Consider the following 15,460-nt stretch of genomic DNA (forward strand, 5'->3'; position numbering starts at 1 on the left):
GGGTGTAGGCGTCGAGTCGGAACACGGCCAGCGGAGTCTCGTTGGTCAGGTAGTCCGGCAAGACTGCTGATCATCGAGGTGTTCCGTTGCCCGCACGCTATTGTCCTCTTTCGCCCGGCCTGACGACCATCTCGCGTGAGTTCACCGTGGCCTCGGGCCGGTTCGCCCCCGGTCATCTGGGCGGGCTGACCCAGATCGTGCCGTTCGACCTCGTCGATGCTCTCCTGGACGAAACCCGTTGCGTTCAGCGGCGGTTACGGGTTCTTCCTTCTCGGGTCGGGGTCTACTTCCTGCTCGCGATGTGTATGTTTCCCGAGGTCGGCTACCGGCTGGTCTGGAGCAAGCTGATCGCAGCTCTGACGAGCGGCGGGCTCGAGGTCGCTGATCCGACCGCGAAAGCCCTGCGCGACCTGCGTCGCCGTATCGGCACCGAACCGATGCGCCGCCTGTTCGATGTCCTGGCCGGACCACTCGCCCGACCGACGACTCCCGGGGTACGTTTCGGACCATTTCGGATGGTCTCCTTCGACGGCTGCAGCTCCATCAAGATTCCTGACACCGACCGCAACGTGGAGTGGTTCGGTCCCGGCAACCGCGGCGGACATCCAATGCTCGAGCTGATGACCCTGGCGGAGACCGGAACCCGGGCCCTGATCGGCGCGGTGTTCGGACCAACCAGCGACGGCGAGACCGCCTACGCCCGAAGGCTCCTGCACCACCTGGGCCCGGACATGCTGGTCATGTGGGACAAAGGATTCGACGCCAACGCCTTCCTCGCCTCCGTGAACGACACCGGAGCCAAGTTCCTGGGCCGGCTGCGAGCCAACCGCCGCACCCCGGTCCTCGCTCCACTCGCGGACGGCTCCTACCTCTCCGTCATCGGCGCCGTCCCCGTGCGCGTCATCGAAGCACAGATCACTGTGACCTGCGGCGACAGCTCGTTCACCGGCTCTTACCGGCTGGTCACAACGCTGACCGACGCCCGCCGCTACCCTGCCACGATCCTCGTCACTCTCTATCACCAGAGGTGGGAACACGAGTCGGCGTACTACGCCCTTCGCCACACGATCACGGACGGCCGGGTCCTGCGCTCCGGTGATCCTGTCGGAGTCGAGCAGGAGATGTGGGCCCTACTCACCCTCTACCAGGCACTTCGAACCGTGATGGTCGAGGCCGCCGAGTCCCGGCCGGGCACCGACCCGGACCGCTGCGGCTTCACCATAGCCATCCAGACTGCCCGTGACCTCGTCGTCCAGGCGGCCGAGATCGTTTCCCCAATCGCCGGCACGGCTGGCGTCATTGCCAACCGTGTCCTTGCAGGACTCCTCCCGCACCGGCGCCCCAGCATCAGCACCCGAAAAGTCAGGTCGTCGATCTCCCGGTACGCCGAACGCCAGGACGACGGCCGGCCAGACACCAGCCTCCCGGTCACCGGCCTCGACGTCACCATCCTCGAACCCGAACCCGACCTGCCCACCGTCTCCCACGACGACCGGCACATCCCGCCCACCGACCGACGCCGACAGCGCGTCCTGGACCTCCTTGACGCCGACCCCGACCGCCACTGGCACACCCGCGAACTCGCCCGACACCTCGGCGACATCACCCTCAGCACCATGTATCGCCAACTCGACAGATGGGCCGCACACGGACTCATCGACAAGACCGGACCAGCCATCTACAGCAGCCCACGAAGCCACCCAACACCACTGCCACCAGCGGAAATGCGCTAACTACCCGGCATTGGGTCAAGGCCCGCCGCCATCTCCACCCACTGCCTGGACATCAGCGAGCCGAAGACCGTGATCGGCCTGCTGGCGGACTACCGCCTCTACACCGCCCGGTGGGACCTGGCCGACCACCCCGCCCGGCCCCGCCCACCCACTCCCGCGCCCGACCCGGACCGGCAACCCCCGGCCGACCCCGGCGAGCCGGCTGCGCTCCGGCCACCGAGCCAGGACGCGGGGGAGTGGGAGATCCCCCGCATCCCGCTCCAGTACGACCGGGCCGTCCTCGCCGGTGCGGTGGTGCGGGAGAAGCTGCGCACCACCACAACCGCCGCCGTGCGGGGCCGGGCGTACGACGTCGTCGCCCACCAGCAGGCGGCGATGCCCGAGCAGCTGCTCGCGCCCCCGGCCGCCGAAGCCGAGCACGACGACCAGGAGCCGGAGCCCGGCCGCCAGGAGGCGATCGGCATGACGGCCGTGCGGGCCCTGCGGGAGTCCCGTACGGATGTGGAAGCCCTCGATCTCACGGCCGACCGACTGCGCCTTATCCAGGAGACGGCCGCCAAGATGGCCGCCGAATCCCGGCTCCGCGCGGATCGCCACACCGGCCAGCACGACACCGACGTAGTGCGCCCGGTGCGCCCGGACGACCAGCAGGCGCACCGCCCGCAGGGGCCCGGACCGCACCGCGGCCGCGAGGCCGGCCACTGAGTGGACCCGATGGTGCGCACCCGGTGCGGTGGTGCGCACCGACGGTGCGGTGCACCCCATTCCACCGAGTGGAGGCCACCGCACCGGAGTGGAGACCACCGTGCGGCATCCATTCCACCGAGTGGAGCCCACCGGCCCGGGAGTGGACGCCACCGGCCCGGCTCCACTCCACCGAGTGGAGCCCACCCGGTGGGAGTGGACGCCAGCGCCCGGGACGATGGCGTCCATCCACCCGATGTGCACCCGCCGCATTTCCCCTTGACCTGGGTCCGTGTCAAGGAGGAATGCGCCCGCCTTCAGGCGGTCCACTCCGCCGCACCGACCCACCGGGATGCGCACCACCCCGGGTGCGCTGGCTGCCTTGGTGCGCACCGCCCACCGAGTGGATGCGCACCGGATGGACGGTGGTGCGCATCGTGCGCGTGGCTACGGACGCATGGACTTCAGGGTGCGTGCCCACTTCAGGTGTTCGTCGCGCATGGTCTCCAGGGTGGCGCGGGTGTCTCCGTGGTCGTCGGGATCGGGGATGACGTTCTCGACGAAGCGGATGATGCTGCGGGCGATGCCCAGCACGGCGGTAGTAGGGGAGTCGCGCGTCCAGTCCCGTAGGGCGGACAGCAGGATGCATCCGACCTCGTCCAGGGCAAAGGAGTCCGAGTGCGGCTCCCCGTCGCCCAGGACCCCCGTGACGGGGAAGACGATGTTCTCAGCGAGCCGCAGCAACAGGAAGGCCAGCTCGGGAGTAGCCGACGTGCGTCCGGAGGCGTGGTTCCCGCCGCCCATCTGCAGAGCGAGAAGGTAGTCGAAGGCGCGGTCGACCTCTCCCGGGGTGAGCGGGGTGCGAGGCGGGATCAGGTACGGCATGGAGGTCTCCTCAACTGGGTGACGTCGCTCGGATTACGACGACTCCCAGCAGCCTCGGACGATCACCCTGTGGACAGAGGCCAGAGAAATCTCCCCCTCCGCCGGCTGGGGAAGCGGATCACCAACCCGGCGGGGTCGACGAACAGCTACCGCGGCGACGTGCTGCGCGTGCTCGGAGCGTTGAAGGTGGAGACGGCTGATCAGATCCAGCGGATCGGCGCTCCGCACCTGACCTTCCGGCACGCCGACAAGGAGACCCCCTCGAAGCAGAAGCAGGCCCGCACCGCCTCGCACTCCGGCGCGCTCTCCGACATGCGCAAGCACGGCCTGTCCGAGAACGGCGGCTCCGCAGAGACGGGCGACTCGCTGCGGAACCTGACCCCCAAGGGCCTGGAGGCCGCCTCCTACGAGCTGCGGCGCCCGGCGGGGGAGATGGGCTCCACCGCGCGCGGCGCGGGCTCCAGCGGGGCCTCCCACCCGATGGCCGTCAACGAGACGGTGATCGCACTGCTGCGCCCGAAGCCGACATGGCCAAGCTCGCCGACGACCTGCCACACGTCCAGGCCGCCGCCCAGGCCGCCGTCGACTCACCGGACGGGATCGGCACCATCGCCTCGTACTGGACCGAGGTCCCGCTGCCCGCCACTGGGACGTGGAACGCGCCCGGCAAGGGCGGCGCCCAGGCCGACCTGGTCCTCACCGCCCCGCAGGACCAGGTGCCGCCGCTGTTCATCGAGGTCGACAACTGCCACGAGACCGCTGAGGAGCTCGCTGCCAAGCTGGACTTCACGGCTCCTGACCTCGCCCCGCAGCACTGGCTTATCGCCGCAGTTCCCTCCCGCACGGCATAGGGCGCGACCGCGTGACGGGGCTCTTCGGGCCGCCTGCCCGTGCGGCAGGCGGCCCGAAGGAGCCCTTGCCCTGCGCCACACCACCGCACCGGCGGTGGCGCTACCAGACATGCCTGCCGTCGGGAGCTACAGCCAGTACACGTACCGGTTGTCGTACTCGCCGCCCTCGCAGACCTCGCGCTGGGTGCCGGGGTCGGTGGCCACGAAGCCGCCGCCCGCTTCGCACTGCCAGAACGCGACCGGCGGCCCCGAGGGGAAGGCCACCGGGGCGGCGGCCGCCCGGGCGGCGGTGGGGGCGAGGGCGCAGGCGGCCAGGGCGAGCGCGGCGGTGGCGAGTGCTCGGGTGATGCGGTGCACGGGGGTTTCTCCTCCGATCGGTTGGCGCTGCCGACGGAAGGAGCACCGGGGCGGGGTCCCGGCGGCCGGTAGCCGGTTGGCTTCAGATGGCGGCCCGGCCTGCGGGCTCGCGACGGGCCGGGGCGGGCCGTCTTCGGGCCTGCTCCGGTGGCATGTCCGGCGCCTACTGCACGCCGAGGATGATGCCGCTGGCTGCGGCCTGCGCGTCCGGGTTGCTCAGGAACTCGTGGACGCTGTGGACGAACTCCTTGCGGCTGAGCGCGCCGTCGCTGTCCGTGTCGAGCTGGTCGAATGCATCCCATGCGACGGGAGGGGTGAAATTCCAGACACCGGCGAGGTACTCGAAATCGGCCATGCTCACCTCGTTGACGCGCTTGCTGTCCACGATCTCTGGACGCGGCCTGTCAGGCGGTCGATGACCTGGCGCGTGCCACCGAGGAGGCCTTTCGTTCACACCCGGACGCGGCGATCATGCTGAGTTTTCCGGGGATCGGGCCCCAGGTCGGTGCTCGCATTCTGGGCGAGATCGGCGACGACAGGAGCCGGTTCGCCACGGCTGGAGGGCTGAAGGCGTACGCGGGCTCGGCCCCGATCACGCGGGCCTCCGGCAAACGCCGCTACGTCGGACGCCGGTTCGTCAAGAACAACCGGCTCAACCACGTCGGCCACCTGTGGGCCTTCGCCTCCATCAGCGGTTCAACCGGCGCGGACGCCCACTACCGGCGCCGCCGGGCAGGAGGAGACTGGCACATGCAGGCCCTCCGGCACCTGTTCAACGCATGCTCGGCCAACTCCACCACTGCCTTCAGGCACGAGTTCCCTTCGACGAATCCATCGCCTTCCCCACCGCTTGTGCTGGACAGGCGGACTGAGCAGGGGAACCTGGTCGTGATTGATGCTGTCGGTGGGATACAACGGTTGGTATGACGGTCTTCTACTGTGCGAAGTGCGGTGCCGAACTCACCCCGGACCTGCAGGAGCTTCAGGGCGTCCCGGACATCTCGCTGCATGACAAAGACCGGCACGGCAAGACGCCGCTTGCGCCTTCGACAGTCCCGCGAGGCAGCTACGCCATTGATCCCGAACCCTGGGGCGCCCCTTTCGTGGCTTCAGGCGCCCAGGCGGCGTGTGCACTTGTGAGCCGGGCTCTTCTCATGCCGCCCGGCATGACCGACATGGTGCCCGCCGGCCCCCGGGACTCTGTCGTCGTGCACCCGGAGGACGCGCCGAGCCTGCAGCTGGCCAGCTCTTTGGGTATGCACCACGGTTGCTGCGGACCTCTTGGAACTGGAGGCCCCAACATGACGTGTGTGTGCGGGGCGGCCGTGGGAACTCTTGCTGCGGACTGTATGGGTCCGCACGAGCTACATCTGGATCCGCTGCGGACGTACGCCTTCACGCCCGGCACATCCCTGTGATCATGAACCATTTGACGCTGCCAGACCGGTGTCCCTGCCGGGCATCTTGACTCCTTAGCTGCATGAGGTGCCTTTGTCCGCGATAGCCGGAGGAAGAGGTCTGTCCCGTGTCCGGGGGCTGGCAGTGCTGCACGGGTACATGTACCGGTATGGCTCGTGAACGGATCCGGTGGCCCCTCGTTGTGGACCGCTCCTGAAGGTCAGGCTCAGGCAGGTGATGTACCGCCGGCTGTCCGCGCAGCTGATCCAGGCTCGCCGCGAGGGCTGCTTCCTCGACCTGATCGACATGGTCTGAGCCGTCCACGTCCTACCGGCACGGGCCGAGCTCGGACGCCTTCGTGTACGAGATGCCCGGCTGGCTCCGCCTCGACCGCACCAAGTCAGGAGCACGCCCTGTACGTCGCAGCCGAGAAAGACACCCTCCGACAGCAGCTGGCCCCCTGGCTCGAGTTCGCGGGCATCCCCGTGCTCGTTGGCCGCGGCTTCGCATGATGGAACGGTGAGTCCCGCATGCGGGACTCACCGTTTTGGAAGAGCGAGCTCGGGGGGCTGCTACTGGAGGCCGCTGGCAATGGGGACCACGGCGGCGGCGGGTCCACTGCCCTGAACTGGATGCCCTCACCGGCCACGTCCGCTTCTTCAGCAAGATGCTCACCGAGCGCCAGGGCGAACGGCTGCCGCAGTGGCTCGATGCCGTCCGACAAGATGACCTCCCCGGCCTCCATATCCTCGCCGCAGGCATCGACCGCGACCGCGATGCAGTCATCGCCGGCCTCACCCTGCCCTGGAGCTCAGGCGTCGTCGAAGGCCACGTCAACCGGATCAAGATGCTCAAACGCCAGATGTTCGGCCGAGCCGGCTTCGATCTCCTCCGCAAGCGTGTCCTGCTCTACTCATAGGACATCGCCTTGCGATGGCTTCCAAGCACTTTGCGGGGCAGACCAGGCTCAGGCCGCCATGAAGCGGCCCAGATCGCGTGACTTGCACTGAAGGGCGGCTGCCCAAGCCCCCTCAGAGGAAACCGAGGCCGCCGGGACCTGAACATCCTTGAGACCGCCGTTGCCTGCTGGCTGCCAGTTCACCTCGATGCCTGCCCTCTCCGCCAGGACCAGCACCGTGGCGACGAAGCCCTCGGACAGGGCAGCCATGACTGCGTGACTCGCTCTCCGGTGCCACGCAAGCAGGGCGTCGACGAACTCTTTGAACGCAATGGGGTCGATCTGACACTCGTCAGCTTGCATGGGTCCGATACCGGACGGCATCCCCAGTTCGGCTTCGTACACGCGCACCTGGCTCATGAACAGCCGGGAGGCCCCGTCGGACGGGTTCCACAGGGTCTCGTCGCCCATGTCGTAGTACTGGCTCAATGCAGCCCCTCCCTGTTGGTCATACCGACCGGCGTCGCAAGCACATGAGATTACGGTCAGTCAGCCCTCCACGGAAAGTGAGCCAGAATCCCAGAGGATGACGTCGCCCAGCGGCGATGAGGATCGTTGAAAACTGGGTCTGCCCGCAGTTCCGTGAGAGATCTTGGAGCGCCTTGCCCTGGCAACAGGGGCGAGTAGAAAGTCTCGGCCTCCGCCTCTCCGCGCCGCTACTGTGCTGCTGGTAGATCGTCGTGACCAACGAAAGGAGCTGAGTTGTGCTGACCACCACGCACCCGCCGTAGGTGCCTCTGGAAAGCCCAGAGGGCCCTACGGAGGCTCTCAATGTCCCGAACTGTCCGCACGACTCCCAGGCGACTCCGAGTCCAAGAGGGCGCATCGGAGTCCATGTCGCTGTACGACCTGCGCTATGCAAATGCTGAACTGGCCCGAGCCGCCCGCGAAGGCCGTCGCCCCGCCCCGGCGAAGACGCTGCGCCAGCTCACCTCTTGGCAATGGATGGTGCTTTATTGCAGGAAGGGCTCGTTTTCCGCCGAGATCGCTACGGCAGAGGGCCGCGCCCGGCTGCAGGGTCGACTCGACGCCCAGCGGATCCGCGGACTGCACCGTGCTGGCCACGAACTTGACGACGCAGCCATGCCGCCGGTCCGCCACCGTCATGGTGTGCTCTGGAACGCCTGGTAGAGGCGAAGCACCCAGGACTGACCGACACTCGCGAGCATAGGAAGTGCGCACCGGTGACGGCCCTCCGGGCCGGGGGCCGTCAAGCGGGAGCTTGCACGGTCAGCTGGCTTGGGCGTGTCCTTCGGCTCGGGCTCGGGTGCTGGCGAGGCGGTATGAATCGGTGCCGGTCTCGATTGTCCGCACCGGCCAGGTCGCCATCCTTGCCGTAGAAGAGGTCCTTGTTCGCGCTGTTCCAGTTCTCCACCATCTGCAACCCCTCGTGGATCTCCTGCCGCATCTCGACGTCGGCCAGGTAGTCGCAGACAAACGAGGTCCTCACCGCCCGGCCCAAACGGTCCAGGTCGCCGGCGAGCGCAGAGTCGCGCAAGGTGTGGTGCTCGTGGGCGAGGTCGGGCGTGTGGTCGGTGGGCACGATGTCCTCGGATTCCCCCGGCGCGCGGCCGGGTCAGCAGTCGTCCGGCCCGCACGCGGACGTGCGTACGGGCTGTACCGCAGGCCCCCGGGTAGACGTGCTCCGCGATGAGAGGGGGATGGCGGGGCCCCGACACGTGTGCGTGACGTGTGGGTACGGGGGTGGTGGACTTCCTATGGTGGCTGGCATGGATCACTACGCGGGGCGGCGGCGCGGCTGCCGGAACCTCACCGATGTCCAGGACGAGTTGGCGCGGCGCTTGGAGGCGCAGGCGGGCCGGCTGCGTGCGGAGGCCGGCCGCGGCGGCGGGGACGGGCTGTCGGTGGTGGAGGCGGTGGCCCTGGCGGCGGTCCAGCTCGGCCTCAAACGCCGGCGCCGACCGCGTGAGCCGGCCGCAACCGGCGGCGCGCCACGGCGGTGTCAGTGTCAGGGCCACCCCGGCGGCCGGGGCCGTGCCGATCGATCGGCCGCCGATCGGGAACCGATGCCGGCCTGCGGGTTGCGATCAATCCGATGAGCGCCGCCCACCCCTGGACGGGAGAAGCGCGCCGACGGCTGGCTCGGCTGAGGCTAGGGTTTTGATCAGTCCGCGCCGACATGGGTGCGCGGGTCAGGACCGGTGCCCAGAGCGCTCTGGGGCAGTACGACCGGACCGCACCTCGGCCCCGACACACCGGCACGGTGTGTCGGGGCCGCGTCGTGAGTGGCCGGGCGGGCGCCTGCCAAACAGACGTCCGCCCGGCGGGGATGTGCGCTCCCAGCCAAGGCGCCCGGGGCCATGACCAACACCCCGGACGTCCATCTTCCACGCCACGCCCGCAGGCCGGGGTCTGCGCTGCCTGCCCGTACACCTGATCCGCAGCCCATTCAAGAGTTCTGGGCGAACTCCGCAGCGCTCTGACCTGCTGCGATGTTCGCCGAGAACTCTTGAATGGGCCGCCGTTGACGGTCATGGTGCTGACGGACGCCGGGGGTTGCGGCGCTAACCCCCGCCTCCCGCACTCTGCTGTCCGACCGCCTCCCCGCGACACAAGGGTCGCGGATCCTCCACGTTCCACCCCACCGCATGCCGACTCCGGCATGCCCAACGAAGGGAACTGCCCCCGTGTCCTCGCTCGCCCTGGCCGTCGTGCTGCTCCTGGTCCTCGTGACGCTGCTCTTGGGCGGCGTCGTCTACGTGCTCCACCGTCACCCGGCCGCCACCGCGCCCGTGATGGGCGGCGGCCGGCCGATATCGTCCAGAGCGTCTGGGCAAGCCGTCCTGGCCGGGGGGCTGCCGGGTGGGTGCCGATGCGCAGGAGGGTTGCACCGGAAGGGGGCTGGAGGGGTGGCTGCAGGGGTGCACTAGGCGGGGGACCGCAGGTGTGACCGGAAGTGGGACCCCCCGAATCCGGTGATCTTCCATTCGTGCAGGTCAGAACGCGTGGGCAAGCCCCCTTCGGAAAACGACACCTCTTACCTCGCGATAGCCGAGGGGAGGTCTATCCGTACCCCGGGGGCTGGCGGCCGCGAGCAGGGGTACAAGTACCGGTATGGCTCGTGAACGGATCCGGTGGCCCCTTGTCATGGACCGCGCTCGGGAGATCGTGAACGGGTATGCGCCGCTGCAAGCCACGCTCAGGGCATACGGGGGCGCGGTCCCCATCACCCGGGCCTCCGGCAAACGCCACTACGTCGGGCGCCGGTTCGTCAAGAACAACCGGCTCAACCACGTCGGCCACCTCTGGGCCTTCTCCTCCCTCGGCGGATCGGCCAGCGCCGAGTGCCCACTACCGGCGCCGACGGACCGGCGGGGACTGGCACATGCAAGCCCTGCCACACCTCTTCAACCGGATGCTCGGACAGCTGCATCGCTGCCTCCAGGCCCGGATCCCCTTCGACGGATCCATCGCCTTCCCGACGCCCACTGACCCCGTCGTCTTGACGGCTTAACTCCATGAGGTGTCTTTCCACGCGATAGCCGTGGGGAAGAGGTCAGTTTCGATCGAGGGGCCGGCGGCGGGGCGATGGGTACGAGTACCGGTATGACGCGGCTGGGTGAACCTCAGCTGGGCGGCGCTGTTTTCGATTCCCCGGCGGCGTCCACTCGATACCGGCCTCGCAACCCGTTCGGTGCAACTTCTTCAGCAGCATGAGGGATCGGGTGGGCCATTCGTGTTGTGTGGCCCCTGGAATTGTCTGTGGCTCGCTCTACGTTCCGGGCCATGACGGATTGGATCGAGCCCTGTGCTCGTGAAACAGAACCGGCGTACTCCTCTGAGCAGGTGGAGCTTGGCCGGAAGCTCGTAACTCGTGATGATCTCCTGACGAACGAGAAGCAACGGACGCGCCTGGAGATCGGAGATCTCCTGCTTGAAGTCGCGCCGGTGGACAACGGCGAGCCCTCCATCGACTCCCGCGAGTTGATCAGGGCGTTCGCAGCAGACATCGGCATGACTGCCGGGATGGCCCGTGAATACCGGTGCGTGTCCGCAGGATGTGACAGTGCGCTCAGGCAGGTGCTGGCCGAGTCCGCTGTCACGGTGTCCTACTCGGTCGTCCGCGAGGCTGCGCTGGGGTTCTCCCTGCCGAAGGAGACCCCGGAGGCTGAGACGGCTCCGGCGAAGGCTGACCGTGAGCGCCAACGCCAGGACCGCTGGGAGATCCTGCTGCGAATGCTTCAGGAGCCCGGCCGCCGCCGTGTGACGGCGCAGGAGTTCCGCGCAGCGATCGGCGCGCGGCCGATTCCGAACTCGGCCTCCGCGATGACTGCCGAGAAGATCGTGGAACAGCTCGCCCGCCCCGACGTCAGGTCCGCGGTAATGGCGAGCGTGATGGAGCCGACGTTCCTCGTAGAGGCGTTCGCGGCCGATCCGATGGCGGAGCTGAAGATCCGCGACAGCCTCGCTCAGGTCACCCAGGTGACAGGCAGCAGCAAAAGCACATCCCTCCCCGAGGAGACCGACGACCGGCTGGTCCTGCAGTTCCGGCGCCGGGTGAACCTGCTCTACGGCCTTGTCGAGATGCACCCCGAGCAGATCATCAACATCGCCGACGAAGCCATGCTCAACGACCTGGAGAAGGCGTGCGAGGGCGTGGTGCACTGGGCGCAGCGGCTGCACTCGGTCCGCGCCGGCGGAAAGGCGGGTGTGCGGTGACCGCCTCGCGCTTCACATCCGTGTCTGCTGCGACCCGGCAGTGGATCACGGACAACTATGGCCCACTGTTCGCCCGGCACGGTGACAAGAACCGGCGGACCGGAGAGTTCATGGAGATCATGATCGAAGGGGTTCAGGCGGGCGAGTTGTCGACGATCGAGTTCTTCAAGATCGGCTTCGGCCCCGTCGTGGGTGCACTGGACCACGACCTGATGCTTCGCTTCGCGCACAGCGGCACGGAATCGCCGCCGGCAGAGTCGGGGAAGGAGGGCGGTACGACACCACCGATCCCTGGTCTTGGAAACGGCGAGGTATCCCCCGGGTCCGCTCCCGGCGGATGCGGCACAGGGCTCGACGGGGGGATCACCATCCCCGGGCAGCGCTCCTTCCTGCCCGCCGACCTGGTGCACGCCCGCATCGTGGAGGTGTCCAAGCAACTCCTCGCCATCAAGGGAAATCAGAAGCACCTGCGCGAGCAGGAGAAGGACAGTCGGGCGTTCCGCAAGCTCCTCGACGGCCAGTACGCGGAGTTGGAAGACCAGCTCCGTTCCCTGCGACGGGCACAGGAGCACATGAAGAAGAACCCGGAGATCGGACTGGACGCGCTGGCTGCCCTGGGGATCGGTGCTGCGGAACTCGGCATGAGCGATGCCGACCTGGCGGTGCTGGTGGGAGCGGTATGAACGGCCTGTCGTACTCCTCGACCCAATGGCACGACTACTGGAAATCCATGGTGGCCGTGACCAGGCGTGAACAGCGGCGCGGAAGCCACATCGCCGATGTGATCGCGGCCGACGGATGTGTGGTGGAGATCCAGCACGCGAGCATGTCTCCGACGAAGATCATGGGACGTGAACTGGACCACGGCCACATGGTGTGGATCTGGGACGGCCGCTCCGCCTACGCCTCCGGCGCTCTCTCACTGACCGCCTTCGCGGGTGGCATTGTGAGCTTCCGGTGGAAGAACCAGCGCCGCAACCTCCGTACGTGCCGGCGCCCATGTTTCCTGGACCTTTGGACGCTGGGGGAGTCAGGGGAACGGGTGCTGCTGAAGGTCGACATCCTCAATGAGGACGGAACGGGTTCGGGTCAGTTGGTCGCCCACGACACCATGCGGCTGTGGATCGTCTCCGGCCTCCCACGCCGTCCCCTTGCCGAGCTTCGTGAAGGTTGCGGCATCCCGTCGGTGAAGCTCGCCGCAGCAGTCGCTTAGTACCATCCACCAGATCGGGCCCGGACCAAGACGTCCGTGGCCCGATCTGGTCCGGGGGATCGGTCAGTTGTCGTCCACCTCGGAGGGCGGTTCGTACTGCTCGATGATGGAACGCAGAGGGGCGGGGGTGTGAATCAGTTCAGACCCTCTCCCAGTACCAGAACGAGCAGGGACCGCCGCTGACGCAGATCCGCCACTGCATCTGGTGGCCCCACAGGGAGGAGGGGAGGTACTCGTCCCGCCAGGTGCCGTTGCCATTGTGGTTGTAGATCGGCGTCTTGCGGTAGCCGTCGATGCTCCACTCCATTAATACGGACCGGCCATCAGGCTCGGTGTCACCGATGCCGAACATGTGCTTGTTGGGGTCGTAGTAACCATATGCGCCCTTGATGACGGCGCTTTCCGCGCTGGCCGTTCCCGCGCCAACGCCGATCATTGCCAAGGCGATCAGGCCGGCGGCCGCGATCTTCCCGAGGTGCATGAGAATCTCCTTCCGTTTCCGTATGTGGTCGAGAGCCATCCAAGCTCTCGGACTCTGTGGAGATTCGACAGTGCGATACCACTTGACTGACCGTCAACGCAATTCCGAGCCAGGTGAGGACCACCATTCGGCCGCCGGAAGCAGGAACCCGGGGTCGGGGCCCGCCTCGATGGAGTCGTACGGGTCAACGACAGCCATGGCCCTGTCACGGACCGCGCCGGGGCGGTGCTGGTCAGGGCAGGAAGTTTCGGACCCTGGACCTTGGCAGACCCGGGGTCCGGTCGGAGCGGGGGAGCGGTCAGTAGTCGTCGCGTTCGGAGGGCGGCCCGTACTGCTCGATGAGGTCGCAGGTGCAGTTCCCGCCCTCGTAGAGCGTGTTGTCGCCCTCATCGTGGTGATTGCGATGCTGCGGCGCGGCCTGCACGGCGGGCTGCGCCGCAGCGTCCTGGGCGACCTGGACCGCTCCGGCCCAGTCGACGCCCAGGGCGGCGAGGGCGGCGAGCTGGTTGGCGCTGAGCTTGTCCCGCCTCGATTTGACGTTCGAATTCCATACGCCCAGCTTCACGATCACCGGCTCCGTCTCGCCGTCGACGGTGATCGTCTCGCTGTGCCCGCGCGGCACTGCCCGCTGCCCTTCCCGCTCCACCCACTGCGTCAGGGCCGCGAGGCCCCGCTGGAACGCCGCCTCGGCCTTGCTCCCGACCTTCTTCGGGCCCGTGGCCGCGTCGATGGGTGCCGCGGGGAGCTCCGCCGGGGCGGGGGCGGTCAAGGGGAGGGTGGCGCCCCGGATGCCCAGTGCGGTGAGCCGTTCGCGCTGTTCGGGCAGCCAACGACGCGTGGTGGGCGGCCCTGACCAAGGCGCTGAACGACGCGATGGCAAAGCTCAACCAGACGCTGCAGTTCGATGACTTCTTCACCCAGGCGCTTCCCGTGTGGGTGTCGATGGCCAGCGCCGTCGCCAACTTGCTCCTCGTCGTGATCGACGCGTTCCGCAACCACAGCGACATCTCCTGTAAGCGCGCCATCGGGATGGGCCGCTACGAACTCGCCATGCTCTCCCGCAGCGGCGGTACCACCTGGAGGTTCAACGGAGACGGCTCCCACGACCTGCGGGTCAAGTACACCGGCGATACCGTGCCCTTCGCCGAAGGCACCCTGGAATACGCCGTACACGGCGCCACCGGCTGGGCAGCACCGCAACCCCTGCCCTTCCGCAGCATCACCACCCCCGCCCTGGCCGCCTACGCCGACCGCCTCTACACCGCCTACCTGCGCCCCCACGACCAGGCGGTGATGTGGTCCAGCATGGACAGCAACGGCAACTGGACCGTGCCCGCGCAGATCGGCGGCGACCAGAGCTGGTTCGCCCCGGCCCTGACCTGGGCCCACGGCAAACTGATCTACGCCGTCACCGGAAAGAACGGCGCCATCTTCACCCGGACCTTCACACCGTCGCAGGGCTGGAGCGCACCGTCCCAGCTTCCGGGGAATGCGAAGCAGGCCCCGGAAGCTGGGCACCTTCGCCGACCGGGCGTGGCTGACCCACGTCGGCGCCCACAACACGCTCCACCACAGCCTGTTCAACGGCAGCACCTGGAGCGCCTGGGGCCCGGACCACCTCCATGGGAGGTGCCCAGCCACGTCGCGATGGCCCCGCAAGGCGACCGCCTCTGGCGCGTCGCCACCATGGCGGACCAGCAAATCCACACCAGCATCAACGGGGGCGTCAACGGGGGCAACTGGGTCAGCCAGGGCACCCTCGGCACCTCGCGCTCCACCCACGCTCCCGCGCTCGCCAACAACACCGGCACCCTGCACATCTTCGTACGCGGCAAGGACGGCGCCCTCTGGGCAGGCCACTACGACGGCGGCTTCAAGGGCCTTCACCAAGTCCCCGGCGCCCGGCCGGTGGAGGCACCGGCCGCCGCATCCTTCAACAGCAAGCTGCACGTGATGTACCGACGCCACGGCTGAGACCCGCCGGCTGCTGCTGTGACCCCGGGCCGTCGGGCACAACAGCAGGCATCGCGGTGCTGTACCGGCAGGATCTCCTCGAAGGGTGCAAAGCCGGATCCGGGGAGACCCTGAGCTGAGGCGGCATCACGGCGGGATGGGCTCTGCCAGCCAGCTCCGCATCCAGCTCGCTGATCGCCCGGTTGGCCAGCTGCTGCTGCTGCCAGCCCAGCCACCCTCGCACGGCCCGCCAGCTCTCCAGGTGGG

16 protein-coding genes and 4 pseudogenes are annotated in these 15,460 nt (G+C 68.2%); 13 read left to right on the forward strand and 7 right to left on the reverse strand.

Annotation, left to right across the window (positions count from 1 at the left end; genetic code table 11):
* The first annotated feature begins 146 nt into the window (after positions 1-146).
* Entirely contained in the window at positions 147-1,733 is a 1,587-nt protein-coding gene (locus OHA84_RS37125; RefSeq protein WP_266976091.1) for an IS4 family transposase, read from the forward strand.
* Between the two features lie 69 nt (positions 1,734-1,802).
* Positions 1,803-2,438, forward strand: coding sequence for a hypothetical protein (locus tag OHA84_RS37130; protein ID WP_266975845.1), 636 nt, complete (start codon positions 1,803-1,805; stop codon positions 2,436-2,438).
* A gap of 426 nt (positions 2,439-2,864) precedes the next feature.
* Here the strand turns inward: OHA84_RS37130 and OHA84_RS37135 are convergent, their stop codons facing one another.
* Positions 2,865-3,302 carry a hypothetical protein gene (locus tag OHA84_RS37135; RefSeq protein WP_266975843.1) on the reverse strand — a complete coding sequence of 146 codons (438 nt, stop codon included), beginning with the start codon at positions 3,300-3,302 and terminating at the stop codon, positions 2,865-2,867.
* Between the two features lie 527 nt (positions 3,303-3,829).
* On the opposite strand from OHA84_RS37135, the gene OHA84_RS37140 reads away from it, so the two are divergent.
* Complete coding sequence (locus OHA84_RS37140) at positions 3,830-4,153, forward strand: hypothetical protein (RefSeq protein ID WP_266975841.1); 324 nt, start codon at positions 3,830-3,832, stop codon at positions 4,151-4,153.
* A 126-nt stretch (positions 4,154-4,279) separates the two neighbouring features.
* Here OHA84_RS37140 and OHA84_RS37145 read toward each other — a convergent pair whose 3' ends face one another.
* On the reverse strand, positions 4,280-4,510 hold the full coding sequence (locus tag OHA84_RS37145) for a hypothetical protein (RefSeq protein ID WP_266975839.1): 231 nt from the start codon (positions 4,508-4,510) through the stop codon (positions 4,280-4,282).
* 163 nt (positions 4,511-4,673) lie between these two features.
* A complete protein-coding gene (locus tag OHA84_RS37150) occupies positions 4,674-4,895 on the reverse strand; it encodes an EF-hand domain-containing protein (protein ID WP_266975837.1) in 222 nt (73 codons plus the stop codon).
* Between OHA84_RS37150 and OHA84_RS37155 the strand changes: the two are divergent.
* The 3 genes and pseudogenes from OHA84_RS37155 to OHA84_RS37165 form a co-directional block, all read left to right on the forward strand.
* Positions 4,895-5,382, forward strand: a pseudogene (locus OHA84_RS37155) (transposase); the annotation flags it as partial. The gene OHA84_RS37150 and the pseudogene OHA84_RS37155 overlap by 1 nt on opposite strands.
* 715 nt (positions 5,383-6,097) lie before the next feature.
* A complete protein-coding gene (locus OHA84_RS37160) occupies positions 6,098-6,223 on the forward strand; it encodes a hypothetical protein (RefSeq protein WP_266975835.1) in 126 nt (41 codons plus the stop codon).
* Positions 6,224-6,527: 304 nt separating this feature from the next.
* Positions 6,528-6,827: pseudogene (locus OHA84_RS37165) on the forward strand (transposase); the annotation flags it as partial.
* 48 nt (positions 6,828-6,875) lie between these two features.
* On the opposite strand, the gene OHA84_RS37170 reads toward OHA84_RS37165, so the two are convergent.
* Positions 6,876-7,295, reverse strand: coding sequence for a DUF6086 family protein (locus OHA84_RS37170; RefSeq protein WP_266975833.1), 420 nt, complete (start codon positions 7,293-7,295; stop codon positions 6,876-6,878).
* Between the two features lie 405 nt (positions 7,296-7,700).
* On the opposite strand from OHA84_RS37170, the gene OHA84_RS37175 reads away from it, so the two are divergent.
* Positions 7,701-7,997, forward strand: coding sequence for a hypothetical protein (locus OHA84_RS37175; protein WP_266975831.1), 297 nt, complete (start codon positions 7,701-7,703; stop codon positions 7,995-7,997).
* Between the two features lie 79 nt (positions 7,998-8,076).
* Here the strand turns inward: OHA84_RS37175 and OHA84_RS37180 are convergent, their stop codons facing one another.
* Positions 8,077-8,409 carry a Tn3 family transposase gene (locus tag OHA84_RS37180; RefSeq protein ID WP_371591278.1) on the reverse strand — a complete coding sequence of 111 codons (333 nt, stop codon included), beginning with the start codon at positions 8,407-8,409 and terminating at the stop codon, positions 8,077-8,079.
* Positions 8,410-8,596: 187 nt separating this feature from the next.
* On the opposite strand from OHA84_RS37180, the gene OHA84_RS37185 reads away from it, so the two are divergent.
* The 5 genes and pseudogenes from OHA84_RS37185 (at position 8,597) to OHA84_RS37205 (ending at position 12,759) form a co-directional block, all read left to right on the forward strand.
* Entirely contained in the window at positions 8,597-8,926 is a 330-nt protein-coding gene (locus OHA84_RS37185; RefSeq protein ID WP_266975829.1) for a hypothetical protein, read from the forward strand.
* 1,099 nt (positions 8,927-10,025) lie between these two features.
* Positions 10,026-10,341 (forward strand): annotated as a pseudogene (locus OHA84_RS37190) (IS110 family transposase); the annotation flags it as partial.
* A 272-nt stretch (positions 10,342-10,613) separates the two neighbouring features.
* On the forward strand, positions 10,614-11,546 hold the full coding sequence (locus OHA84_RS37195) for a hypothetical protein (RefSeq protein WP_266975827.1): 933 nt from the start codon (positions 10,614-10,616) through the stop codon (positions 11,544-11,546).
* 20 nt (positions 11,547-11,566) lie between these two features.
* Complete coding sequence (locus tag OHA84_RS37200; protein ID WP_266975825.1) at positions 11,567-12,229, forward strand: hypothetical protein; 663 nt, start codon at positions 11,567-11,569, stop codon at positions 12,227-12,229.
* Complete coding sequence (locus OHA84_RS37205) at positions 12,226-12,759, forward strand: hypothetical protein (protein WP_266975823.1); 534 nt, start codon at positions 12,226-12,228, stop codon at positions 12,757-12,759. The genes OHA84_RS37200 and OHA84_RS37205 overlap by 4 nt, the downstream gene beginning before the upstream one ends.
* Positions 12,760-12,898: 139 nt before the next feature.
* Here OHA84_RS37205 and OHA84_RS37210 read toward each other — a convergent pair whose 3' ends face one another.
* The gene (locus OHA84_RS37210) at positions 12,899-13,240 is read right to left on the reverse strand and encodes a hypothetical protein (RefSeq protein ID WP_266975821.1); all 342 of its coding nucleotides are present in this window, start codon (positions 13,238-13,240) and stop codon (positions 12,899-12,901) included.
* A 298-nt stretch (positions 13,241-13,538) separates the two neighbouring features.
* A pseudogene (locus OHA84_RS37215) lies at positions 13,539-14,087 on the reverse strand (Helicase associated domain protein); the annotation flags it as partial.
* A gap of 26 nt (positions 14,088-14,113) precedes the next feature.
* On the opposite strand from OHA84_RS37215, the gene OHA84_RS37220 reads away from it, so the two are divergent.
* Complete coding sequence (locus tag OHA84_RS37220) at positions 14,114-15,214, forward strand: hypothetical protein (protein WP_266975819.1); 1,101 nt, start codon at positions 14,114-14,116, stop codon at positions 15,212-15,214.
* The last annotated feature ends 246 nt before the right edge of the window (positions 15,215-15,460 follow it).

The organism is Streptomyces sp. NBC_00513 (assembly GCF_041431415.1).
Lineage (GTDB): Bacteria > Actinomycetota > Actinomycetes > Streptomycetales > Streptomycetaceae > Streptomyces.